Source organism: Prevotella sp. tc2-28 (assembly GCF_900107705.1).
Classification (GTDB): Bacteria; Bacteroidota; Bacteroidia; order Bacteroidales; family Bacteroidaceae; genus Prevotella.
In genome coordinates, this window is the sequence record NZ_FNRE01000001.1 from 126,283 (window position 1) to 151,192 (window position 24,910).

24 protein-coding genes and 1 tRNA gene are annotated in these 24,910 nt (G+C 47.5%); 9 read left to right on the forward strand and 16 right to left on the reverse strand.

Features of this window, described 5'->3' with window-relative positions:
- Nucleotides 1-27 precede the first annotated feature (27 nt).
- Entirely contained in the window at nucleotides 28-2,286 is a 2,259-nt protein-coding gene (locus tag BLU47_RS00510; protein ID WP_091957166.1) for a cation:proton antiporter, read from the forward strand.
- On the opposite strand, the gene BLU47_RS00515 is transcribed toward BLU47_RS00510, so the two are convergent.
- Both BLU47_RS00515 and BLU47_RS00520 read right to left on the reverse strand, forming a co-directional pair.
- On the reverse strand, nucleotides 2,283-5,135 hold the full coding sequence (locus BLU47_RS00515; protein ID WP_091957167.1) for a putative LPS assembly protein LptD: 2,853 nt from the start codon (nucleotides 5,133-5,135) through the stop codon (nucleotides 2,283-2,285). The genes BLU47_RS00510 and BLU47_RS00515 overlap by 4 nt on opposite strands.
- A gap of 74 nt (nucleotides 5,136-5,209) precedes the next feature.
- On the reverse strand, nucleotides 5,210-5,704 hold the full coding sequence (locus BLU47_RS00520) for an HD domain-containing protein (protein WP_091957169.1): 495 nt from the start codon (nucleotides 5,702-5,704) through the stop codon (nucleotides 5,210-5,212).
- Nucleotides 5,705-5,856: 152 nt separating this feature from the next.
- Between BLU47_RS00520 and BLU47_RS00525 the strand changes: the two genes are divergently transcribed.
- Entirely contained in the window at nucleotides 5,857-6,795 is a 939-nt protein-coding gene (locus BLU47_RS00525) for an esterase-like activity of phytase family protein (protein ID WP_255402031.1), read from the forward strand.
- On the opposite strand, the gene BLU47_RS00530 is transcribed toward BLU47_RS00525, so the two are convergent.
- Nucleotides 6,796-8,568, reverse strand: a complete 1,773-nt coding sequence (locus tag BLU47_RS00530; protein ID WP_091957172.1) for an oxaloacetate decarboxylase — start codon at nucleotides 8,566-8,568, stop codon at nucleotides 6,796-6,798.
- Nucleotides 8,569-8,686: 118 nt separating this feature from the next.
- On the opposite strand from BLU47_RS00530, the gene BLU47_RS00535 reads away from it, so the two are divergent.
- Nucleotides 8,687-9,442 carry a lipocalin-like domain-containing protein gene (locus BLU47_RS00535; RefSeq protein ID WP_091957173.1) on the forward strand — a complete coding sequence of 252 codons (756 nt, stop codon included), beginning with the start codon at nucleotides 8,687-8,689 and terminating at the stop codon, nucleotides 9,440-9,442.
- Nucleotides 9,443-9,477: 35 nt separating this feature from the next.
- On the forward strand, nucleotides 9,478-10,167 hold the full coding sequence (locus BLU47_RS00540; protein ID WP_091957175.1) for a porin family protein: 690 nt from the start codon (nucleotides 9,478-9,480) through the stop codon (nucleotides 10,165-10,167).
- Between the two features lie 3 nt (nucleotides 10,168-10,170).
- On the opposite strand, the gene queF is transcribed toward BLU47_RS00540, so the two are convergent.
- Both queF and BLU47_RS00550 read right to left on the reverse strand, forming a co-directional pair.
- Nucleotides 10,171-10,632, reverse strand: coding sequence for a preQ(1) synthase (queF, locus tag BLU47_RS00545; RefSeq protein ID WP_091957177.1), 462 nt, complete (start codon nucleotides 10,630-10,632; stop codon nucleotides 10,171-10,173).
- Nucleotides 10,629-11,318 carry a queuosine precursor transporter gene (locus tag BLU47_RS00550; protein WP_091957178.1) on the reverse strand — a complete coding sequence of 230 codons (690 nt, stop codon included), beginning with the start codon at nucleotides 11,316-11,318 and terminating at the stop codon, nucleotides 10,629-10,631. The genes queF and BLU47_RS00550 overlap by 4 nt, the downstream gene beginning before the upstream one ends.
- A gap of 153 nt (nucleotides 11,319-11,471) precedes the next feature.
- On the opposite strand from BLU47_RS00550, the gene BLU47_RS00555 reads away from it, so the two are divergent.
- Nucleotides 11,472-11,951, forward strand: a complete 480-nt coding sequence (locus tag BLU47_RS00555) for a dihydrofolate reductase (protein ID WP_091957180.1) — start codon at nucleotides 11,472-11,474, stop codon at nucleotides 11,949-11,951.
- Between the two features lie 9 nt (nucleotides 11,952-11,960).
- Here BLU47_RS00555 and BLU47_RS00560 read toward each other — a convergent pair whose 3' ends face one another.
- The 9 genes from BLU47_RS00560 to porQ form a co-directional block, all read right to left on the reverse strand.
- On the reverse strand, nucleotides 11,961-12,440 hold the full coding sequence (locus BLU47_RS00560) for an ExbD/TolR family protein (RefSeq protein ID WP_091957181.1): 480 nt from the start codon (nucleotides 12,438-12,440) through the stop codon (nucleotides 11,961-11,963).
- Nucleotides 12,437-12,961, reverse strand: coding sequence for an ExbD/TolR family protein (locus tag BLU47_RS00565; protein ID WP_091957183.1), 525 nt, complete (start codon nucleotides 12,959-12,961; stop codon nucleotides 12,437-12,439). The genes BLU47_RS00560 and BLU47_RS00565 overlap by 4 nt, the downstream gene beginning before the upstream one ends.
- Nucleotides 12,962-13,077: 116 nt before the next feature.
- A complete protein-coding gene (locus BLU47_RS00570; protein WP_091957184.1) occupies nucleotides 13,078-13,920 on the reverse strand; it encodes a MotA/TolQ/ExbB proton channel family protein in 843 nt (280 codons plus the stop codon).
- Nucleotides 13,921-13,934: 14 nt separating this feature from the next.
- Nucleotides 13,935-15,251, reverse strand: coding sequence for a uracil-xanthine permease family protein (locus BLU47_RS00575; RefSeq protein WP_218131523.1), 1,317 nt, complete (start codon nucleotides 15,249-15,251; stop codon nucleotides 13,935-13,937).
- Between the two features lie 102 nt (nucleotides 15,252-15,353).
- Nucleotides 15,354-16,871 carry a sodium:solute symporter family transporter gene (locus BLU47_RS00580; protein WP_091957188.1) on the reverse strand — a complete coding sequence of 506 codons (1,518 nt, stop codon included), beginning with the start codon at nucleotides 16,869-16,871 and terminating at the stop codon, nucleotides 15,354-15,356.
- 14 nt (nucleotides 16,872-16,885) lie between these two features.
- On the reverse strand, nucleotides 16,886-17,983 hold the full coding sequence (locus BLU47_RS00585) for a porin family protein (protein ID WP_143025410.1): 1,098 nt from the start codon (nucleotides 17,981-17,983) through the stop codon (nucleotides 16,886-16,888).
- Nucleotides 17,980-19,059 carry an AI-2E family transporter gene (locus tag BLU47_RS00590; protein WP_091957476.1) on the reverse strand — a complete coding sequence of 360 codons (1,080 nt, stop codon included), beginning with the start codon at nucleotides 19,057-19,059 and terminating at the stop codon, nucleotides 17,980-17,982. Before BLU47_RS00590 ends, BLU47_RS00585 begins: the two co-directional genes overlap by 4 nt.
- 34 nt (nucleotides 19,060-19,093) lie before the next feature.
- Nucleotides 19,094-19,780 (reverse strand): (d)CMP kinase, encoded by a 687-nt coding sequence (gene cmk, locus BLU47_RS00595; protein ID WP_091957191.1) that lies wholly within the window; start codon nucleotides 19,778-19,780, stop codon nucleotides 19,094-19,096.
- Nucleotides 19,777-20,721 carry a type IX secretion system protein PorQ gene (gene porQ / locus BLU47_RS00600; protein WP_091957478.1) on the reverse strand — a complete coding sequence of 315 codons (945 nt, stop codon included), beginning with the start codon at nucleotides 20,719-20,721 and terminating at the stop codon, nucleotides 19,777-19,779. Before porQ ends, cmk begins: the two co-directional genes overlap by 4 nt.
- Before the next feature lie 93 nt (nucleotides 20,722-20,814).
- Between porQ and BLU47_RS00605 the strand changes: the two genes are divergently transcribed.
- From BLU47_RS00605 to BLU47_RS00620, 4 genes are all read left to right on the forward strand, one after another.
- On the forward strand, nucleotides 20,815-21,522 hold the full coding sequence (locus BLU47_RS00605; RefSeq protein ID WP_091957193.1) for an energy transducer TonB: 708 nt from the start codon (nucleotides 20,815-20,817) through the stop codon (nucleotides 21,520-21,522).
- A 28-nt stretch (nucleotides 21,523-21,550) separates the two neighbouring features.
- Complete coding sequence (locus BLU47_RS00610) at nucleotides 21,551-22,528, forward strand: polyprenyl synthetase family protein (protein WP_091957194.1); 978 nt, start codon at nucleotides 21,551-21,553, stop codon at nucleotides 22,526-22,528.
- On the forward strand, nucleotides 22,528-23,307 hold the full coding sequence (locus tag BLU47_RS00615; protein WP_091957486.1) for a TatD family hydrolase: 780 nt from the start codon (nucleotides 22,528-22,530) through the stop codon (nucleotides 23,305-23,307). The genes BLU47_RS00610 and BLU47_RS00615 overlap by 1 nt, the downstream gene beginning before the upstream one ends.
- 27 nt (nucleotides 23,308-23,334) lie before the next feature.
- Nucleotides 23,335-23,422: transfer RNA gene (locus tag BLU47_RS00620), tRNA-Ser, on the forward strand.
- Nucleotides 23,423-23,662: 240 nt separating this feature from the next.
- On the opposite strand, the gene BLU47_RS00625 is transcribed toward BLU47_RS00620, so the two are convergent.
- Nucleotides 23,663-24,001, reverse strand: a complete 339-nt coding sequence (locus tag BLU47_RS00625; protein WP_091957196.1) for a hypothetical protein — start codon at nucleotides 23,999-24,001, stop codon at nucleotides 23,663-23,665.
- 12 nt (nucleotides 24,002-24,013) lie between these two features.
- The gene (locus BLU47_RS00630; RefSeq protein WP_091957197.1) at nucleotides 24,014-24,667 is read right to left on the reverse strand and encodes a ParA family protein; all 654 of its coding nucleotides are present in this window, start codon (nucleotides 24,665-24,667) and stop codon (nucleotides 24,014-24,016) included.
- Between the last annotated feature and the right edge of the window lie 243 nt (nucleotides 24,668-24,910).

Genomic DNA, 24,910 nt, shown 5'->3' on the forward strand with positions numbered 1-24,910 from the left:
ATGTAATCGAGGAGTTGTAATTCATTCATGGCAGACGTCCCGGCACTTATCAATGACTTAGCCTACATTCTTGTATCAGCAGGCATTGTCACCTTAATCTTCAAGCGGCTGAAACAACCTCTTGTGTTAGGCTATATCGTGGCTGGTTTCCTTGTGTCTCCACACATGCCCTATACGGCAAGCGTGCTCGACACGGAAAACGTCCACCTATGGGCGGACATCGGCGTGATGTTCTTACTGTTTTCTCTGGGGCTCGACTTCTCGTTTAAGAAAATCCTAAAGATGGGGGCTTCGCCCATCATATCGACAATTACCATCATTTTCTGCATGTCTATGTTGGGGTTACTCGTAGGACACATCTTCGATTGGCCTAAAATGGACTGCATCTTTTTGGGTGGTATGTTAGCCATGTCATCAACCACCATTATTTATAAGGCCTTTGATGACCTCGGACTACGCCAACAGCAATTTGCAGGACTGGTGATGTCCGTTCTGATACTAGAAGACATCCTTGCTATCGTCATGATGGTCATGCTAAGTGCCATTGCTTCAGGAAACAACCCTGACGGAGGACAAATGCTGGGCTCTCTCGTCAAGATAGGTTTCTTTCTCGTTTTATGGTTGGTGGTGGGCATCTTTGCCATCCCTTTGTTTCTGCGGCGGGTTCGCAAACTCATTAACGACGAAGTAATGCTCATTGTGGCATTAGGCATGTGTTGCGCTATGGCTGTCTTCTCAACAAAAGTAGGTTTTTCGTCTGCCTTCGGAGCGTTTATCATGGGTAGCATTCTTGCAGAAACCGTAGAAGCTGAGCATATTGAGAAACTGGTGGAGCCTGTGAAGAACCTGTTCGGTGCCATTTTCTTCGTATCGGTAGGTATGCTTGTTGACCCTAATATCATCATGGAGTATGCACTCCCCATTATGGCGCTGGTACTGACCATCCTCGTCGGACAAGGCATCTTCGGTTCGATTTCGTTTATGCTAGGCGGTGAATCTCTGAAATCAGCCATGCGATGTGGATTCTCAATGGCACAGATTGGTGAGTTCTCATTCATCATTGCATCCTTAGGGCTGTCACTGGGTGTCATCAGCGATTTCCTCTACCCTGTCGTCGTTGCCGTATCTGTCATCACGACATTCCTAACACCGTATATGATTAGGTTGGCAACACCAGCCTATACACATCTGGAGAAACGACTTCCCAGCCGGCTCATCAAGATGATGAACCACTTAAGCATGAGTCATCCAAACTCAAATGAGGAAAACAAATGGAAGAAGTTGCTTACGCAGATGAGTGTAAACACCTTGATTTATGCCATCCTGTCGTCGGCGACGATTGTACTGATGTTCACCTTCGTACTGCCCTTCATGCGACACCTGCTACCTGGTTCTGAACTGAACAAATATGCTAATGCCATCACAGGTATGCTGACCATCCTCCTCATAGCCCCCTTCCTGCGAGCTATGGTGATGAAGAAGAACCGGTCGGAGGAGTGGAGAGCATTATGGGCCGAGAGCAACCGTAACCGCCTGCCCTTGTTATTTACCATTCTCGTACGTGCCACCATCGCTGTAGCCTATATTTTCTATATCTGTCATTTTTTGACGCGATTCTCCAACGCCTTACTCATCACAATCGGCGTAGTCGCTGTTGTCGCTATCATCTTCTCACGTAGCATCAAGAATCGCAGCATCCGATTGGAAAGGCTCTTCATCATGAATCTCCGCTCGCGTGAGATAGAGGCACAGGTACACGGCAAGAAACGACCGCTTTATGAGGGGCGCCTACTTGATCGTGATATTCACATAGCCGATTTCGCAGTACCTATGAACTCACGATGGATGGGGCATACACTACGTCAATTAGACCTTGGACGCAAATATGGTGTCCATGTGTCCAGTATTCTACGTGCCAACTACCGTCTAAACATTCCTGACGGCAACTACATCATCTTTCCTGGCGACAAACTACAGGTTATCGGAAGCGATGAGCAACTGGCCAAGCTAGGCGAAGCCATCAACGAAGAAGTACTAGGCGAAGACCCCAATCTGGAACACCGCGAGATGAAATTACGCCAACTTATTATTGGACATGAGAGTCCCTTCGTGGGAAAAACACTGGAGGAGAGTGGTATACGTGACACATACAGTTGTATGGTTGTCGGACTGGAGGAAGGAAAAGAGAACCTGTCACCCTTCAATCCGAAGCGCCGCTTTCAGGAAGGTGATATTATCTGGATTGTCGGCGAAGAGGATAATCTCAAGACTTTACTACAACACTAATACCATTGGACGGCATTTGAGTATGAGCTTCGCTTATCGTACTTCAGGGCATCTGTCAACGTAGCAGCATTACAACGGAACGAGAAATTATAGCTTGTGTATGGTGCCAACACCACTGAACAGGACATATTAAAGCAGTGCAAATCACGAGAAAGTGATGCTGTAGTCATAGATATCTTCTGATTCTCGAAATCATAACCTGACGAGAAGGAGATATTCCACCCTTCTGCTATACGGACATTTCCACTGAAATTAAGATTCTGCGTAAACTTATAAGGATAACGCATACGGTCGTAATTGAAAGTGCCACTAGTATTCTCTCGCATCGTAATACCATAACCGATACTGAGCGACCAAGGTATCGAGAATGCCATATAGCCATCCTCATCTGTCTCTGCCATTCCTGCGTCATCTCTTTTGGCTCCGTGCTTACCAGCCTCCATTGTATTATCAAGATTGGTATCTACACCCGTATCGTACTCCTTCTTATTATCATCCTTGTCGTTTTTCTTCACTTTCTCACCACGCAACCATTTGAAGAAATTAGCCACCTTTTTATTATCAAAGGTGTAGGACAAATTCTGTGACATGCCCTGAAAACGTCCAAAGCGTCCATAACTATACTCCGTGCGGTTGCCAATATACGGAGTGGCACCAACAGAGTCCGCCTCGTAGGCATAGGTAGCAAAAACAGCATTCAAGTTTAGCGTGTAGCTCTTCGAAAGTTTCAAGCGCAAACGTGTAGACAAGTCACTCCAGGGACGTGTCTCAGCTGCCATGTTATACGACATCGAAGCCCCCAACTCATCAATAATACTTATCTTCTTGAAACCTGTCGAGTCGTCATCCGACTTGATTTTCATCTCGATATTGTTCGAAATATCCATCGAGATGCTTCCAGTCTTTCCTTTTCCTGGGCCACCGAAAACAGTACCTTGATACTGGCTGTACTCCACCATCGTCACATTACCCTTTGCATCTGTCTTTTGATAGGTATCCCAGAATCCGTAGCGAGAGGCACTGAAATCTGGTGCATAACTAAAACTAACCGAGGGAGTGAATACGTGACGTACTGCTTGTATCTTTTCACCAAACAACTTGCGGTTAGGCACAAAAAAGCCATAGAGCTTCGTAGACGCACTAACATTAAAATTCCAGTTGTAGTTATTATAGAAACCTTGCAATGTGTCAACGATCTCCTTCTGATTATCGACATCCCATGAGCGTTTGTACTTTTGTGTGTACATACGGTCGGTAAGCGAGAATGATGGATTAATATTTAGATAGCCAAACAGTGTAAAGTTACCATTGGCTTGTATTCTATGCTCAATACCATTACGCCAGTCTTTGGTCAGACTAGACTTCATCAGTTTGTCCTCCTTTGTATGAATGGTGTTCTGGATATTACCCGTATACTGCAACGACAATTTCTCATACCATCGTTCCTTGCCAACAGCCTCCTTTCGCTTGAAGGGGTAGAAACGTGATATGGAGATATTGAGCTGTGGCAATGTCAAGTCGACTACGGAGTCACGCATATTCTGGTTAGCATTCACAGTGGCGTCGAGATTCATACCGATACTAGAAAATACCGTTCCAAAGCGAACTGACGATGTTCTGGTAGACTGTGTGAGAGCCTGTGGGTTGTACATGGATGTCAAGTTGTTCTGTTCATAACTCGTGGATGCGTAGTTTACACTTGCCGAGAATGTGCGATAGGGATTTGCCTTGGCATCTTGACGATGACTCCACTGCAGCTTAAAACTGGTCGTTTTTTTCTCATCAATGTTCTTATCACCTTCCACTGAGTTTTGATAGCTAAACAAAAAAGATCCGCTATGACGGTAGCGCTTTCGATAGTTAGAAGCTGCCGAAACACCCCATGATCCTTTGGTGTATATTTCTCCTATCAGTTTCAGGTCCATCTTGTCACTAATGGCAAAATAGTATCCTCCATCTCGCAAATAGAAACCACGCGAGGTCTCGTCGCCATAGGTAGGCATGATAAAACCCGAGGAATAGCTTTTCGTAAAGGGAAAGAATCCGTAAGGGATAGCAAAGGGTAAAGGCACATCAGCAACCACTAGATAGGTAGGACCGAATACGACGTTCTTTCCTGGCCGAACCTTAGCACGCGACATAGCGAAATAGAAATCAGGATGTGGTTCGTCGCAGGTGGTATATCGTCCGTGGTAGAGGAACATCTCTCCCTCTGAATTGCGCTTGGATAGTTCTGATGTCATAAAACCATCGTCCTGTTCGGTATAAACATTACTGATAAGTCCCTTCTTGGTCTTGAAATTGAAGGCCATCGTATCTGTTTCATAGGTATCCTTACCCATCTTAAAAACAGGTGTTCCGAACTTCACACCTGCCGTATCCTGTGAACCCGTAGCATGCACGAGACTAGAGTCCAACGACATATAGATCTGGTCACTCTGCAAATCCATATCTTCATATTTCACACTGGCATTACCATAGAGATGAGCGATACCTGACTCACCTTCATAAGTCATAGAGTCATTTGCAGTATAGTGTACAGGGGCGTCGATTCCATTCTTACGTTGACGGTTTATAGAGTCTGCACGCAAAGAGTCGTCAATGGCTTTATTATGTTTCCAGATGGCCTTATGCAGCGAGTCCATCAAAGTTGTGTCGTTTTTATCTATCGAGTCACGCTTTTGAGGATCTAATGACAATTTGCTACGCTTGAACGAATCCAGAGGCAAAGAGTCTACACGCACAGAGTCAGAAGCACTCTCCTTTATCTGAAAGCGCAATCGCGGAATTTCTGCCACCGCAAAAAGGATGACGAAAAGCAGCACAAAAACAAGCGTCTCTTTTTTCACGGCTGCAAAATTACGAATAAAATATGGAAAAATGCCGACCTTTCATGCATTTAACGTAAATTATTACGAATAGACTACTCAAATCGTTCTGCCCAGTCCAAGAACTTACACACACCAGGTTCTCCGAACTTTTTCAAGCTCTGTGCTGTTTCTGCTATCGTTCTCACATGGTCAGGACTTGACTTGGAATAGAATTTATCAGCATAACACACGACTTGCTCTTCCAACGTTTCCGGCTCATAACCAGGCAGGCCTGTCCCTGTATGGCGTTCACATACCCGTGCATGACGCTCATAGCCCTCCTGGCGCAGCATTTCGCCACCTATTGCTCCATGACGGATGTATGGTTCAGAGCCATAACACTTGATGGAAGGAGCATTACAACGGATAATGCCAATATCATGAAGCATAGCAGCTTCCTCCAAAAACTGTACGTCTAATGCGAGTTCCTTGTGTTTCACCGCAATTTGCAGACAACGATCAGCCACCTGCCGACTATGCTTCAATAGCAGTTGGCGTAGCTCATCGTTGTCAGGATAGTATTTGTATATGATAGACAGATAATCCATTATTTTGTTGATTTTGCTTGCAAAGTTATAAAATATGTGAGAGAATAAGAAGAAGAAACCAAATATTTTGTATATTTGTCGCCAAAAAGAACGCTAAGCAAATGAAGAAATACCTTTTATCTTATCTATCGATGCTCCTCTGCATGCAGACTATGGCTCAACAAGTCACACTCAACAAACAGCGACATTTTCCCAAGAGCGTACCTGCTGGCAACTATAGCGGCATCACGTGGCTTGGAGGTGAGCGCTATGCTGTTGTCAACGACAAGGCACCTACGGCAGGCTTCCATTTAATGACTATATCCACCGATTCGCTTACAGGTTCCATCCTCGAGATACGCGCCGATTCATTTGTGACCAGCAATCACCCGAACCGTGACGAAGAAGGTATCTGCTACGTGCCCAAGGCAAACACGGTGTTTGTCAGTGGTGAGGTTGACGGACAAATCCTGGAATACCGGCTCGACGGACAACTGACTGGACGACGACTTAACATTCCCCCCATCTTCAACACGGCACGTGGCAACGGTGGTTTCGAGGCATTGACATATAATGCGGCGACCCACCGCTTCTGGACTACAACGGAGAATACACTGAAGGCTGACGGGCAGAAGCCTAACATTACACGGAAGATACCCAACCTGCTGCGCCTGCAGAGCTTTGACGACAACCTGCAGCCTTGCGAACAGTATCGGTATCAGACGGACTCGCCATCCGTCGAAGGCAAAAAAGGGAAAAACACATTAGGGGTAAGTGGACTCGCCGCCCTGGACGACGGACGGATTGTCGTCCTGGAACGTGAGGTGTTCCGAGCAGAAAAGAACATCGGTTCCTTCGTCCATGTCAAGCTCTATATGGTCAATCCGACCCTGCAACAGGGGGACGATTTTTTGCAGAAACATCTTGTCGCGGAATTTTCAACGAAGATAAATCTGACAAACCGCAGTTTTGCCAACTATGAAGGAATCTGTGTAGGTCCGCGACTCAGCGATGGACGGCAAATGCTCGTCCTCATCGCTGACTCACAAAACCAATATCGAGGTTATCTGAAGGACTGGTTCAAGACCATCGTCTTTGCAGATACTCACTGATTACGCTTCACGTTCTATCCATCCGAGGTTGTCTCCACGACGAACCTTGCTACCTTGTTTGGCTGCAACCTCAACCAGTTTACCACCAAGGGCAGCAGGAATAGGCACAATCTCGCCCCATGGAGCCTGAATATAGCAGAAAATGTCACCTTCCTTGTATTGCTGACCGACAAATGGTTCGAGACAAGGTTCGCATGCGCCCTCACCAGAGAACTCATAGTAGACCTGTCCTGCGATGGGAGCTGTCAGGGCATCTGCCTTGGCATGCTTGAAAGCAGCCAGTTCTTCGGGATTGAGCGTGGTGCCCAACTTAGCATCTTTCTGTTTTTGCAGGTCAGCGAGGAAATTCTTCTTAGCCATACCACTCTTGTATACACGATACTGCTCAGGGTGCATAGCCAGTTCGAACAACTCCTCATCGTCCTTACCATAGTCCCATCCGTTCTCATCCATCTCCTTACGGAAAGCCGGCAGTGCATTCTCCAACAAGGTATGCGGATCAACGTCGGTGAATTCGCGTCCCTGCTTCTTGGCCAGTTCCTTCAGCTCAGGAGCTATCTCACCAGGAATCTTACCCGACTTACCCAAAATCATTCCCCACATAGCGTCATCCATCATGGCATAACGCCCCTTGCCTTGTTCAATAGTCAGCAGGTTCATCAAGGCAATATTCTTGGTGTACTGTGAGAACGGTGTTACCAATGGGGGATAACCTACTCGCGGCCAAACATATTCCACCTCATTGAAAAGGTTCACCAACATGTCGTCGATGGTCAGTTCTGGCTCACCTTTCTTGACACGTAATTTGTTGATAGCGCTATGAATTCCACCCAGATCAGCCATCATCGAACCCATCATGCCGCCAGGAAGTCCACAACCAAGCAGAAGAGAAGACATGTGCTTGTTGGCAGGATTGATAAAATAGCCCAACCATTCGTCAATAAATTCTTGTGTCAATGAACGAGCCTGCATATAGGCATTCATATTAATATCAGCAACTTCAAAGCCCTCGTTCTTTAGCATGGATTGTACGCTGATAATGTCGGGATGCACCTTTCCCCATGACAGAGGTTCAATAGCGGTGTCAATGATATCAGCACCATTGTTGCAAACCTCCAAGATAGAAGCCATCGAAAGGCCAGGTCCTGAATGTCCATGATACTGGATGATGATATCAGGATGTTTCGTCTTGATGCTCTTAGTCAAAGCACCCAACAGGGCAGGTTGTCCAATACCAGCCATATCCTTCAGACAGATTTCTTCTGCACCGGCAGCTATCACCTCATCGGCAATCGCACTATAGTACTCGACGGAATGTACAGGAGAAGTGGTAATACAGAGTGTGGCCTGAGGTATCATTCCTGCTTCCTTTGCCCATTTGATAGATGGGATTATATTACGGGTGTCGTTAAGTCCACAGAAAATACGGGGGATATCAACACCTTGTGCTTTTTTTACCTTATACATCAACTGACGAACATCGTCAGGAACTGGATACATACGCAATGCATTCAAACCACGATCCAGCATGTGCGTCTGAATACCGGCTTCATTGAAAGGCTTACAGAAAGCACGAACCGCATCGTTTGGGTTCTCGCCAGCCAGCAAATTAACTTGTTCGAAAGCGCCTCCATTGGTCTCTACGCGTGAGAAACAACCCATTTCAATGATGATAGGAGCAATGCGTTCCAACTGATCTTTACGTGGCTGGAATTTACCTGACGACTGCCACATGTCGCGATAGACAAGACTAAACTTGATTTTCTTTTTCATTACGATAATAAGGTCTATTAACTGTTTATATTTTTGCAAAGGTATAAAATAATTCACAAATCATGATTCATAATTCATAATTATTTTTTATATTTGCACAAAATTTCAATAAAAAACGATGAAAAAAGCATTTTTCCTCCTCATACTGACAATGACACTGCTCTATTCGTGTGGCAATCGACAACCCAATGTCAATGAAGGAGAAGACATGATCGGCAACACCTATTATAACCTATCGGGTGACTCGACACGCTACGGAATGGCTTGTGATGGATGTACGGACTCCATTTTGGTTTTTATGCCTATGTCCTGCGACCGTCTCGACACCTTTGACATCATCACCGCTCGCCAACAGCGCCATATTTTTGGGCGCCCACACATCGGTGATGAACTGGCAATCATTGTCAACCCTGAGGACACCCTAGAGGTGTTAACCATCATCAACCTCGATGCCTTACGTAACACTTGGGCTTATTTAGCATACCCCAAGTTGCGTAACATCGATAAGATGACACAACGCATGCAACGCCATATGATGGAACGTATTCCCGATTCATTGAAAAAACAATGGCTGAAGCCACGCGAATACTCACTCCGTCTGAAACGTGACCACACGGCAATGGCATTGGGTGGTGTACACCACCAAACAACAACTGACGACATGAGCCCTGTTGAGTTTCCGCCAATCAAACGTTATACAGAGTGGTACATTTACAACGGGCGCCTTATCTTGAAGGCTGACACCATTGCTGGATTTACCCAGGAAGGCAACAAGCCCACCATTGATACGGTGGAGATCAAAATGTTACGAAAGGACACTTTGGTTCTTCGCTTTCAAGACCACGAGCAAGCTTTTTATAGAAAAGAACAATAATACATTATTCACATTATTAACAAAACAGAAAAACTATGAAAAAATTATTTGTAGCTATTTTTGCTATAATGGCAACAATCCATGCCAATGCCCAGATTGAAGAGGGTAATTGGTACATCACTCCCAAATTAGGTGTTAGCGTTGCAGACATGACAGGTACTCTCGTCGACCCCTCCAAGGCCGAGGGTACTTTCGACGGAACCCTTCATCCGCTAACCGGATTCACCGCAGGTGTCGACTTGGAGTACGCTTTAGCCGATCAGCTGAGTCTATCCTTTGGTTTTAACTATGCCAAGCAAGGTGCCAAGACTGACGATGGTCTGTTCAAAATCAAAATGGACTATGCCAAGATTCCCCTCATGCTGAACTTCTACCCCATCCCCAATGCAGGACTAGCTGTTAAGGCTGGTGTTCAAGTGGGTTTCGCTTCTCGCAAGAAACTAACGGTTGACGGTATCGAATACAATGCCGACTTCGACCGTAAGATACTCGTCAACCGCTGGGGTCGTCCTATCCCTGTACTCGTAGAGAACGAGTTATCCCGTCAGTTCAACAAGGTAGACTTCTCTATCCCCGTAGCTCTCAGCTATGAGTTGTACAATTTCGTTTTGGAAGCCCGTTATAATATCGGACTGACCAAGGTGATGAAGGATGACCCAGAAAGCAGTAAGCACATGGTATGGCAGTTCACCCTAGGCTATAAAATTCCTCTTGGTGACGATTAAGCATCACACCATTTGCCTATTCATCATACGCTGCTCTGCAAGGGCAGCGTATTTTGTTCCCGGCTGCCCATAATTGGCATAAGGATAGATGGAGATGCCTCCACGAGGGGTAAACAGTCCTACCACCTCTATATATTTAGGTTGCATCAGTTTCACCAAATCCTTCATGATGGTGTTCACGCAGTCCTCATGGAAATCACCATGATTACGGAATGAGAATAAGTAGAGTTTCAAGCTCTTTGACTCTACCATTCTTTCACCCGGGATATACAAGATCTTGATTTCAGCAAAGTCCGGTTGCCCGGTAATAGGACAAAGGCTCGTAAACTCAGGACAGTTGAACTGCACCCAGTAGTCATTGTCCTTGTGACGATTTTCGAAGGTTTCCAGTACTTCGGGTGCATAGTCCATCTTATATTCCGTCTTGCGTCCAAGCGACTGCAAGTTGTCTTGTTCTCTATTCATATTTTCAGAATATTAAATATGTTGTAGTTGATATCGTTGTCATATACATCTTCATGGTCATGTTTCTTGGTAAATTCGACAACACGGATGGTGATAGGCAACACGATGATCTCATAGACGGTCTTCAAAGTAACTTGCGAAAGCATCAGTGATGGCATCTCTTCCCAGGGTATGACACCACCCAAGGCGAGCGGAAAGAAGATAATAGAATCTGCTCCTTCACCCACAATCGTACTCAGAATAGCACGGGCAGAGAAATGGCGTCCTTCCGACGACAGTTTCATACGTGACATCACATAGGCATTGGCAAACGAACCAATAATGAAAGCTATAAAGGAGGCTAATGCGATACGTGGGGCAAGGCCAAAGATCTGGTGAAAGCCCTCTTCGCCATTCCAGTAGTGAGCACCCGGAATCCAGTCAGCAATGGCTCCAAAGATGACGAACAAGAAGTTCATCGCAAATCCCATCCAAATCAGCATACGCGTACGTTGATATCCCCACACCTCACAAACCACATCATTGATAATGTAGCTTACAGGGAACACGATGATACCTGCAGTCAAGTTAATAGGTCCAAATGACAATTGCTTTGTTTCCAACACGTTAGCCGTAATGAGGCAAACGCAGAACAGGGTGCCAAAAAGCATAAAAAGCACACTGACTCTTTTGTTTTCTTGTTCCATAAAATCTTGTTTTGTTAAAGGGGGTCTGTCTTCGAAAAGACGTTTGCAAGTACCCCTATCGTTAAAATCAGGTGCAAAGGTACAACTTTTTTAGGAAATAAAAAAAAATATTTGTACTTTTGCAACGAGAATCAAATAGTAAAGGACGAAACGATGAACATCAACATCATTGCAGCTGTTGCCAAAAACAGGGCCATCGGCTTGAACAATAAACTTATCTACTGGTTGCCGAACGACTTGAAACGGTTTAAGGCTCTCACTACGGGGCACACCATCATTATGGGGCGCAATACCTATCTGAGCTTACCCAAAGGAGCCTTGCCAAACCGAAGGAATGTTGTGCTGAGCACCACTTTAAGCGAAGTGCCAGGATGCGATGTATACGCTTCACTGGATGATGCCCTAAAAAGTTGCAAGGCCGATGAACAAGTCTACATCATTGGTGGAGCACGTGTCTACGAGCAGGCAATGGCGGTGGCTGATAGGCTTTGTCTGACGGAGGTTGATGACACTCCTGCTGAGGCAGATGCTTTCTTCCCCGACTATAGCCAGTGGCATATAGCATATCAGGAATTTCATCCAAAGGACGATCGTCACGATTACGCCTATGCTTTTGTCGACTATGTAAGATAATCGGATTTTCTACCTTTTTTTGTTTTCCTCAGACCTACTCGTTGCCGAATAGTTCACATTCAACACACCGACACGACGCAAGGTCTGCTTCACGTCGTTGATAACCCCCATCTCAGTAAAGCGGTCAGCACGAAGAGAAACCACCATGTGCTGACGGTCGCTCTCCGACATTTCATTACGCTCGCGGACAATTTCTTGTCCCAATGTCTCCAATGTCACAAAACGATTATTCAGTTGGATACGAGTTTCTCCTTTCATCTCATTTCCCCTATCATCGAGAGGTTGTCCGATGAATATATAGATTAAGCCCCCCTTGTTAGAGGTCTTTTCCAGTTCCGTTCCCTGCGGTAGTTCTGAGTGTACCTTGGGAGTGACATCACGCATATGCGTAACAATCATAAAGAAGAAAAGGACAGTAAATATCAAGTCGGGCATTGCTGCCATGTTAAGTCCTGGCACCTTGTGTTGTCGGCGTTGGAAACGGCTCATGGTTCACCTCCTTCCTCTGTGGGTATTCCCTCGCTGATACGTTGCGGATAGCGCGTAACGATGGCGTCATGCTCAGTCTGACTGCATTGGTTAAAGGGATGTCCAAACTGTTTCAGAGCCATTTTGTTACGCAGGTTACGATAAGCGCCCACGATAGCATTCTGCATTTCGAAATAGGCATTATACGTTGTATGGCGGTCGGTCTTTACAGCTATGATGTGACGATTGGTCTGTCGTGATGCCACAAAGTTTTCAACCTGCTGTTGCAACTGCTGATGGTTCACTTGCTGACCGTCACAATACAAGATATCGTTAGCATCCAGTTTCACCTCCAACACATTACTTCGGTTTACGTCACGCTGCTCTTGCTGATGTTCGTCTATGGGTGGCAACTTACGTCCTAGTCCTTTGTCGGAAGTCATCGACGAAGTAACCAGGAAGAATACCAGCAACATAAATGAGATGTCAGCGGTTGATGTGGTGTTCAGCTCGGGAATAGCCCTATGCCTGTGCTTAATCATGCTGATTACATCATTTGTTGAGCCAGAAGGAACGGATGGCAGATACAACAGTTACCACCAGGGCGACGCCCATAGCAATATAGATGAGCCAAAGCATCACTTCAGCCAAGACAAGACTACCCATTTCTTCCATTGTTGCGCGCTTTAAACTGAGTAACAGAATCCATGAATGTGATAGCACTCTCCTCCATTTGGGCGGTGAGATGCTCTATCTTTGAGAGGATATAGTTGTAGAAGAACTGGAGGATGACGGCTACCACTATACCAAAGATGGTGGTGATAAGTGCCACCTTCATTCCTTGGGCAACGATGGTTGGACTGATGTCACCTGCCGTCTCTATACGGTCAAAAGCCATCACCATACCAATAACTGTGCCGAGGAAGCCAAGCGAAGGAGCAACGGCGATAAACAAGCGTATCCAGGTACAGCCCTTCTCCATATTATTTATCTGCACAGTGCCATAGTTGGTCAACTGGCGATCAATCTGCTCCAGCGGTTCCTTGATGTGTAGCAATCCCTGGTAGCAGATGCTGGCTACTGGACCGCGTGTCGCTCGACAAATGTCCTTGGCACCTTCCACATCATCCTGCTCCAGTCGGGCATCAATATCTTTCATCAACTTCTTGGTTTTAACCTCTGCCAACGTCAGATAGATAATACGTTCTATGCAGAATGCCAATCCCAGTATGAGGGCGAGAGCCACCAACGACATGAATTTTGCCGATCCCTCGATAAATTTACGTTTCAACTGCTTATGCAGTCCACCTCCCTCCAGTGCGCCATCTGCGTCCTCTCCTGACAGGTCGGCATCAATAGTAGCCATTGCCGAGTCAGCAGTCAAGGTATCTTGTGTGACCATCTCGGTGGTATCCTGCCGTGAGTCCCTCTCCTGCGCCACAACAGGATGCACACAGGTCAAGGCACCAGCCATTATCCAAAATACAATAATTTTTTTCATCACTTTTCTGGTGTTTATTTTTCCTTACCTTTGAATGATTTGACTTTCATTCCCAGTTTACCAGGCATGACAGCGTTCAGGAAGATACCTACTATTGAGGCGATAGCCAGACCTGACAAGTGGATAGGACCAAATGCGATATCGTCGTTCGATCCGTATTTCACACCGATAGCAAGCACCATAATAAGGGCAGCTACGAACACGTTTCGAGAGCTTTTCAAGTCGACATTCTCCTCAACCAGATTACGCACACCAACAGCTGATATCATACCATACAATATAAGGCTCACACCGCCTATCGTGGCAGCAGGCATCAGCTGTATCAAACAGGCGAACTTCGGACAGAAGGCTAACAGGATTGCCAGACAGGCGGCAATACGGATGACCAGTGGGTCAAACACTTTTGTCAGGTTCAACACACCCGTGTTCTCACCATACGTCGTATTGGCAGGAGCACCGAACATGGATGCCAAAGCGGTTGCCAGTCCATCGCCTGACAAGGTACGATGCAGTCCTGGATTCGACAGGAAGTCCTTGCCTACCGTTGAACTGATGGCAAACATGTCACCGATGTGCTCCATAATGGTGGCAAAGGCGATGGGCATAACAGCCAGAATAGTCGACAACATTAGCGTGGCATTGCGGTCTTCGAAGACTGCAAGAATAGTGCGTTCCTTGGAGATGGGGAATCCTATCCATGCCGCCTCACCAAGTTTTGTAAAGTCCACTTCACCCATAAAGGTTGCGGCAACATACGACACGACAACACCCAACAAGATGGGAATAATCTTCACGATACCCTTACCCCACACCGATGATACAATCACCGTGACAATGGCAAGAATGGCAAGGGGCCAGTTAGTCTGACAGTTGCTGATGGCAGATCCCGACAGAACCAGTCCGATAGCAATCACCACAGGACCTGTCACCACAGGTGGGAAGAAGTGTAGTATCTTATGCACTCCAAACCATTTTATCAGTCCCGCCATCAGGAAATACATCAGACCTGCACAGGCGACACCCAAACAGGCATAGTCCAAAGCAAGCGTTTCTGAGAGTCCTTGCTGCATTCCAAGCTCCTTGACAGAGGCATAGCCTCCCAGGAAGGCGAATGATGAACCAAGGAAGGCAGGTACCTCCCACTTCGAGATAAAGTGAAACAGTAACGTTCCAATACCAGCGAAAAGCAGCGTCACAGAAACATCTAGTCCTGTAATCAGTGGTACCAGCACAGTCGCGCCAAACATTGCAAACATATGCTGCACACCAAGTATCATCATACGTGGTGTGCCCAATTTGCGTGCATCGTAGATAACATTTTCCGAATCCATGTGTTCTATTTTATTTTTGCGTGCAAAGTTAGACATTTCCAACGACATGACCAACTTTTTCTTCCATATTGTATGCCTTCCGCCTATTTTTCCCGTCTTGGTTTATTCGTAGCACTGGAAGATTTGGTCTACCGTGGATTTGTCCATCTTTTCCGTCAACAGACTGGCTATCCACACAACAGGGAATCCGCCTATCATGGCGATGGCTCCACAGTTGATGGGATTGATGGGATTGCCCAAAAGCATGTTAACCACAGTAATGCCTACGCCCCAGATGAAGCAAGCCCATACACTGGTCGTAGTGACACCTCGCCAATAAAGTCCAAGCATGAAGGGGGCGAGGAAGGCACCGGCAAGTGCTCCCCACGAAATACCCATCAGTTGGGCAATGAACGTAGGAGGATTGAGCGCTATCATCAGGGAGATGACGATGAAGAACACGATGAGCACACGCATGACGACGACCTTACGACGTTCTATCTTTTCAGAAACGATGTCGTCGATGGTACCTTCTTCCACCTCGCCGGGAGCTGATTTCTTATCACGGTAGATGAGGTCGAGTGTCATCGTAGATGACGAAGTGAGCACTAGTGACGCCAGTGTCGACATAGAAGCCGATAAGACCAGTAGTACCACAAGAGCGATGAGTGCGTCGGGCAACGTAACAAGCATGGCAGGCACAATGGAGTCATAGGCTATCTTCCCGTTTGCCACTACTGGTTCGTAGAGTCGTCCGAAACCACCAAGGAAATAGCAGCCTCCAGCCACGATAAAGGCAAAGATGGTAGAGATGACTGTTCCACGCTTGATGGCACTCTCGTCGGTGATAGAGTAGAACTTGCCCACCATTTGTGGCAGTCCCATCGTTCCGAGTGAAGTCAGGATGACAACACCGAGCAGTCCGGAGGGATCAGGACCGAACCAGGTAGCAAAGCCTCCATTGGTTTCGGGGGATGCATCAGCAGGCAGGGCAGCAAGTTTGCCGACAGCCTCGGACAGTCCTCCTTGTGCAGCAAGTACGGCGATGATGACGGCTACAATGCCGAAGAGCATGATGATACCTTGTATAAAGTCGTTCATGGCTGTTGCCTTATATCCGCCCAGGATGACGTAGACAGCCGTCAGAATAGCCATGATGATAACGCAATATTCGTAGGGAATACCGAAGCCCATCTCAAAAAGGGTGGAGATGCCTTTGTAGACACCTGCCGTGTAGGGGATGAGGAACACGAAGGCTATAATAGAGGCAACGACACGCAGTCCCTGGTCGGCATAGCGAGTACCGAAGAAGTCGGGCATCGTACGACTCTCGATATGCTGTGTCATCAGTTTGGTGCGTCGTCCTAGGAGAATCCACGCCAACAGGGAGCCGATGATGGCATTGCCCACTCCTATCCACGTACTGGACAGACCATATCGCCATCCGAACTGGCCTGCATAGCCCACGAAGACTACGGCAGAAAAGTAACTCGTTCCGAAGGCAAAGGCGGTGAGCCACGGACCCACAGAGCGTCCTCCCAACACGAAACCGTCGACACTGCTGGCCTGTTTGCGGGTATAAACGCCGACACCAATCATCACGGCCAGGAAGATGAGGGTCAGCAATACTTTGATAATCATAATGGTTAATATGGTTAGAATGCTACTTGAACTTGTCCTTGTATCCAGTTATAGTCTTTCTGGAAGTCGCTCCAGGTCCGGGTATACTGCAGTTGCAGTCGGCATTTCTTGTAGAACCAGTATTGCAACCCGGCAGTAGCCTGTGTCTGGCGATATTTCATATCTGTATTGCGATCGTAGTAGTCGGCAGAGGCTACAATGTCTATTCCTTTGTAGACGGGAATGGCAGTTGTCACATAGCCACCCATACTGCCTACCTCGCCGTCCTTACCCCCCAGCCATTCGGCTCGGATGCTGACAGGACGAGCTTCCTTGTACTTGGCAGGTGCATACATGCCACTCTTCCACTCGGCACCTACACTATAGCGATCGCGACGATAGTTATCGCCCTCACGGATAGTGGGATTCCACGCCACGACGTCTTTGTTTACGGCATGTCCACGGCCTTTCTGTCCGCTGACCACCAGTCGCAGTTCTGAAATGGGTTTATATTCTAGTTTGACAATGTAATCCTTGTCGCTATTGCCGTCTCGACGGTTGATGCCCTGTCCGTTCATTACGGCCAGTTCGTAGTGTATCTTATTGTTGAACAAGTTGCCGAAGACCATTAGTCCCATGTCTCGTCCGTAATTGACACCATGCAGTGGGTCGGGTCCCTCACCGGCCAGGAAAAGCACAGCCTGCGAGTAGACGTCGACTAGTTCGAGCATGGTGGGAGACAACGGGTTCTCCATGGTGTAGGAATGTTTGAATTGTCCGAGTCGGACAGTCATCGCATTGTTGTTCGTAACGCGGAAGTCGGTGTAAAACTCTTGTACCACACTTGAAAAGTCGTGCATGAACAAGAATGACCATCGGTCAGTAATGCGGGCCTTCGCCCAGAGCAGTGTACGTTTGAGGTTAAAGTCGGTTGTGGTCTTGCCGCCTGCATCGCTATAGGAGTAGCCTCCCTGTGCATAACCGTTGAAGGTGACGCGGCTAGTAATTTCCTTCATCCAGTCAATAGTTTTGTCTGTTTTTGTGTCAGACTGTTGTTGTCCCATAGCGGCCGTACTGCTGAAAACAGCCATTGCGACAGCGAGTGTCGCCTTGATGAAAATGTTCTGTTTCATTTCTCTTTGTTTTTAACGATGTATCTTTGGTAGTAAGTAATCATCAGAGTGGTCATCGGCAGGGCTATAATCATGCCCATGATGCCTAGCAGTGCGCCCCAGACGGAGAGCGAGAGCAGGATGATGGCCGAGTTGAGTCCCATCACTTTACCCATAATCTTGGGGGTGATGATGGTATCTTGCAGGGTTTGCACGACAGCGAACACGATCAGTGCGCCCAACATGATAATCCAGAAACTTTCTCCCGTGTCGGCAGCCTTGACGACAGCCAGCAACGTGGTGGGTATGAAGCCCAGCAACTGCAGGTAGGGCACCATGTTGAGCAGACCGATAAACATCCCCAGACCGATAGCCATCGGGAAGTCGATAATCAGGAAACCGATGCTGAACAGCACACCTACGCAGAAAGCCACCATGCCCTGCCCACGGAAATATTTGTTCATGCCTTGTTCTATATCGCCCACCAGTTGTACGGCAAACTTACGATAGCGCTCTGGCAACATCTCTACCCATCCATTGGAGAATTGCTCGTAGTCCAATAATATAAATAAGGTATAGAGCATTACCATCGTCACCGTAAACATGCTCGTCAGGATGTTGAACGACTGCGAGATGACATCCCACACCTTGGGAACAGCCTGCTTGATGGAGTCAATGAAACCTTCCTGGGTGATGAATGCCTTGACGTCCTCAACGCTCACATTCTCATGAATAAATTCCTCTATCATGTTGGGGATATTACTCATGAAGGCATCCCTCGACACATAGTTGATGAGCAGGTCCTTCACGCGCACTCCCTCATCAAGCATCGGTGGTATCATCAGGAAAAACAGTCCGGTCAGCACGGCGCTGACAGTCAGGAAGGCACACAGGATGCCCACAACGCGGAATTTCAGGTGACAGCGATACTGGAAAAATTTGACCAGCGGAAAAAGAATGTAGGCAATGAGCCAGGCCAGAAAGAAAGGCAACAGGACACCGCTCAGAAAGTTCAGCAGCATGATGATACCTCCGATGGCAATAGCTGTCAGCATGCCACGCACAAAACTGTCAAATGTGATTTTCTTCTGTTCCATATCTGTCATCTTCGCTAGTTTTTGTCGTATCGGGTTACAGGGTGGCTTTCCGGAACTGTTCCAGGAGCCATTCCTTCTGTTGAGCAATGGTCATCTCCGAATTGTCCAGCAGCAGTGCGTCGTCAGCCTGACGCAAGGGTGACACTTCCCTGTGCGAGTCAATATAGTCGCGCTCCTGCACATTCTTCAGGATGTCAGCATAGTCGGCTTCCATGCCTTTCTGCCTCAACTCGTCATAGCGTCTTTGGGCACGAACCTCAGCGGATGCGGTGACGAAGATTTTCAGTTCGGCATGGGGGAAGACAACGGTGCCGATATCGCGTCCGTCCATGACGACGCCACCGCCACGTCCCATCTCCTGTTGCTGGGCTACCATTGCCTGGCGAACAAAGCCGAGGGTGGCAATGGGACTGACGTGGTTAGATACTTCCATTGTCCGTATCTCCCGCTCGACCAATTCTCCGTTCAGGTAGGTGTCTGGACGTCCTGCCTCGGCATTAAACCGGAACGTGATGTGGATGTTATCCATCTGGCGACGCAACTCATCCTCATTGATGCCGTTGTCCGTGAACAGGCCGTTGCGCAGAGCATACAGGGTGACACAACGATACATGGCTCCTGTGTCGACATACACATAGCCCACTTCGCGGGCCAAGTCTTTGGCCATCGTGCTCTTTCCACACGAAGAGTGGCCGTCAATTGCGATTGTTATCTTTTTCATAATGTATAGGTTGCATTTATGAGTAACGACGACGCTGACACATGGTATTTGGCATAGGCCACCTGCAACTTGAAACGCTGCAATTGAAGTCCTCCACCAATGGAGAGTCCTGCTCCATGACTGCTTTCCTTGTCGTTATCTGATATCTTCATCTCACTGTTCCTGCGGAAATTGTAGCCTCCGGCAAGATAGATGGTCTCACCCAGCAGCAAGTCGACACCGACAGCCAGATGCTTGCTAAACGACTCGTCCCAACGGTTCAGACGGGCTAGCGTGGCATGAAAGCGCAGAGGCGACCCGATGAGGTGCTTGCTGACTCCCACCTGAAGATCCAGGGGGATGCGCTCGAACTCGTCGTCATATGCCTTCACCTGGCCTCCCAGGTTCTTGGCTGTAGCAGCCAACGACCATCCTGTATCCTCGTGGACGAAACTGAGTCCGAGGTCAACGGCAACGGCTGCTGAGTTGTAACTGCCAATGGATGATGAGATGAAACGGGCCGTGATACCACCACTGAAATCATTGCTAAGCATATAGGCAAAAGTACCTGCCAATGCGATATCCTTTGCCGAGAACGTACCGGTTTCGATGTTGCCAACGGTGGTTTGCCTGATGTTGCCGTAGTTCATGTACTGGGCACTGACACCCCAAGTGGCTCGCTCCTTATAGGCTTTGACAAACGATGCCGAAGCGGTTACAGCTCCCTCCATATAGGTCATCATGTTGAGGTTGATACTCTTATCGCTGACACCATTGATGAGTGCCGGATTATGGAAGATGAGCGTGGGGTCGTCGTCGGTGAGAGTAATGTTGTCACCACCCAGAGCAGCCACGTGGGCACTGACAGGCAGACGCAGGAAGCTATACACCTCCTGGCTCTCCTGCGCCCGAGTGCTCAAGGCTGTCAGACACAACAGAATTCCTATGACGACTATTCTCATCATTCTAAATCAACGGCAAAGGTACAAAAAATATTGCAAAACCATACGTTTAATTTGGATTATTACACAGTTCTTCGTATCTTTGCACTCTCAATGGAACAAAAAAAGACACCTCAGGCTGACATTGAACAACGTCGCACCACAGGTTTCCTGCTGGGACTCGTTTTCGTGCTGTCGCTATTCTACGTGGCGATGGAATGGAACTCTGTGCCTGCTGACGATGGAATAGACACGATGGACCTAAGCGACTTGATGCACGAGAGCGAACTGGTGCCCATGTCGAACGAGGAAACTGTCACCCAACTACGTGAGAAGCAACAGATTGAGAAGGCTGAGCAACTGAGGGTGGTCGACGATGAGGTAGAACTGGCAGAGCCTGACAAAGAACTTGAGGGCGAGGGTGGCGAGGATGACGAGACCGTGCTGGCTGAAATGGACAAGGAAGAGCCCAAAGCGCTGGCTTCGCTTGACGTAGACCCCAACAACCCGCTCAACTTCCACGTTGTCGAGGATTTGCCGCAATATCCTGGTGGTGCTGTTGAGTTTATGAAGTGGTTGACGAAGAACCTGAAATACCCCAAGCATGCTGTCGACCAGAAGAAACAAGGCAAGGTGGTGGCTGTGTTCTATGTCGAGAAAGACGGTTCGGTTACAGGTATCAATGTCGTCCAGTCGCTCTCTCCCGAATGCGACGCTGAGGCGCTTCGGGTGCTTCGCATGATGCCTAAGTGGAAACCTGGCGTCCAGAACGACAAACCTTGTCGGACAAAGGTATGCATACCCATCTGTTTTAAAATATAAATTCTGAAACTTTGTAAATTAAAATAATATGCTATTAACACCTAACGAAATCCTGCAGAAGGTAAACGACTGTCTGGCTAGCCTACCCTACGACCGCCAGCCGGCCTCGCTTTACGAACCTATCAAGTATGTGCTGTCCCTCGGTGGCAAGCGTATCCGCCCTGTGCTGACCCTGCTCTCCTACAACATGTGGGGCGACAATCCGGAGAGCGTCCTGACTCCTGCCATCGGCTTGGAGACTTACCATAACTTCACACTTTTGCACGACGACCTGATGGACAATGCCGACATGCGCCGAGGTCACGAGACCGTTCATCGCCGTTGGGATGCCAACAAGGCCATTCTCTCAGGCGATACCATGCTGCTACTGGCATTCCAGCGTGTGGCTCAGGTTCCTGCCGACAAGCTGAAGGAGGTGTTCAATCTCTTCACGGTGACCACCCTTGAAATTGACGAGGGACAGGAACTTGACGTGACTTTCGAAAACCGTAACGACGTCACCGAGGATGAGTATATCGAGATGATTCGCCTGAAGACATCTGTTCTGTTGGCCTGTGCCTTGAAGATGGGTGCTATCTTAGGAGATGCACCTCAGAAGGATGCCGAACTGATGTACCAGCTGGGCGAACAGGTTGGACTCGCCTTCCAGTTGCAGGACGACCTGCTCGATGTCTATGGCGACCCCAAGGTTTTCGGCAAGATGATTGGTGGCGACATCACCAGCAACAAAAAGACCTACATGCTCATCAATGCCTTCAACCGTGCTAATGCCGAACAGCGTAGCGAACTGCAACGATGGATTGACGCCAAGGACTTCAATCGGCAGGAGAAGGTGGATGCTGTCACGCGCCTATATGACGAGATAGGTATCCGTCAGCTCTGTGAACAGAAAATCAACCATTATTTCGAACAGGCCAGCCAGACTCTTGCCAAGGTGGACGTGCCGGAGGAGCGCAAGCAGCATCTCCGCAACTACATGAACGAATTATTACATCGTCAGAAATGATGTTCATAGACACACATTGCCACTTGGACGGCGAGGAGTTCAAAATCGACCGCGACGCTGTTATACAAAGGGCTCGCGAAGCTGGTTGTCAGGCTATCTTCTTGCCTGCTATCGATGTTGCCTCGTGCCACACCGTTCTGGATACTTGTCACCAATATCCTGGCTATTGCTATCCCATGCTCGGACTACATCCCGAGGAGGTTCGTGACGACTGGCGCGACCAACTGACTGCCATCAAGGACATCCTCTCGACTTCCTCTGACGTGATTGCCATTGGCGAGGTGGGGCTCGACTATTACTGGAGTCGTGAGTTCCAGGAGGAACAGCTACTGGCGTTCGAAGAACAGGTTCGGTGGGCTATTGAACTGCAATTACCCCTGATGATACATTGCCGAAAGGCGCAAAACGAAATGGTTAACTTGCTCAAGCGCTATGCCAACGACTTGCCTGGAGGGGTGTTTCATTGTTTTACGGGCAATGCTCAGGAAGCCAGTCAGCTGTTGCAGTTCGACCGTTTCATGCTGGGCATTGGCGGTGCACTGACGTTCAAGAAGTCGCATCTGCCTGAGGACCTGCCTGCTGCTGTTCCACTCAACCGCATCGTGTTCGAGACGGACGCTCCTTACATGGCACCAGTACCTCTGCGTGGACAACGCAACGAGTCTGCCTTTATCAAGCATATCATTACCCGTTTAGCTGAAGCTTACGGTGTCAGCGAACAAGAAATATGCAGGCAAGCGAATGAAAATGTGAAAAAAGTTTTTGGGATTCAAATTTAATTCGTACCTTTGCATCCGCAAAGAAAAGGAGAGGTGCTCGAGTGGTTGAAGAGGCACGCCTGGAAAGCGTGTAACCGGCAAAACCGGTTCGCAGGTTCGAATCCTGTTCTCTCCGCAGGAAAAAGAACAGGTTCAAAGCTTCGAGGTAAAACCTCGGGGCTTTTCTGTTCTCTCCGCAGGAATGAGAAAATATTTCTCTTGCAACTGACGAAGCTTGCCATTCGCCTTCATTTCACGAATGACACGATTCACAAACTCCAACAATTGATTATATAATTATATATTTATATAATATATTTATGTAATATACTTCTATTATATTTTAGTATAATAGATTCCAATGTTTTCAATACCTTTAGAGGTTATTCAACTCCCGACGATGTTCCTCAATAAAGGTCATAATCATTGCTGCTGCCATAGCCCTAATAGGAACATTCGTCTTTGCCTTTGCACAAAGCATCTCAACCTGTTTCTTCACTTCCGCAGGAACCCAAATAGCGAGCCCCTGACCCTTCACGCCAGTGTAGTTGTCAAGGTTCTCCTTGAACGATTTAAAAGTACCGGCATTCTTGGTCTTTTTAACAGATAATTCATCTACGTTATCACTAGTCACTTCCGCTACCATTTCAGCCAGCGTCTTTCCGGTCGTCCCAGCCATAAGCGGATTCTTGGGTGTTCTCTTTTCGTTCGCCATAATTAATGATTTTTATTTTATCTTTTTTATTTCTGCTATGATTGCATTGAAGGGTTCCTCCAGTGCCATATATTGGTACATATCGAGCGGGTAGATGGTGGTGTATCGTTTGATGATGACACTCTGCTTGATTCTGGGCAACACCTTACCAATCCGATTCAGATCCTTGATAATTTTATCCCTCATCTCCAATTCTTTCGCCTTACCTTCCGACACATTAATACGGTTAGGCAGGAAGAGCAACTTTGCCTTGCTACGTTTTTTCACTACATTGGTAAATATACCCGTGGCGTCAATCGTGTCCACATCGAAGGCCATAGGTACCACAATGAGGTCAGCAGCCTCAAACAACACACTCAGGTTGTTGTCGTTCAGGTTACCCGGACAGTCCACCACGATAACACCGTCCACCTTCTTCAGTTTCTTCACTACCGACTCCACCTTATCTTTTTCAAAGGTGTTCAGTTTGATCACTTCCCACGGAATAGGCCTCTCAGGGTCCTCTTTCACATCACGCTCCCTATGTCGCGAGAGCGACGCCTGCAGGTCAGCGTCAACAGCAGCCACAGGGAATTCCTGCTCAGCCAGATATTCCGTAAAATGAGCACACAACGTGGTTTTCCCCACCCCACCCTTGATGTTTGAGAACAAGATAAATTTGTTCATAACTTCTATTATATAATTATATATTTATATTATAACTAACTATTATATATTAATATACTATTCTCGAGTGCAAATATAATGATTTTCTGCAAATTACGAATCTTTTACCTTGTAATTTTAATATCTTTTAGATAATTACGTATGTCAGTCGTTATCCTGATGTAATTTTTAGTCCGTCCCGACGGACTGCCAGTCCGCTCGGCTCGGACTGAGAGTCCGAAGCCTACGGACTCCTGGCTACCA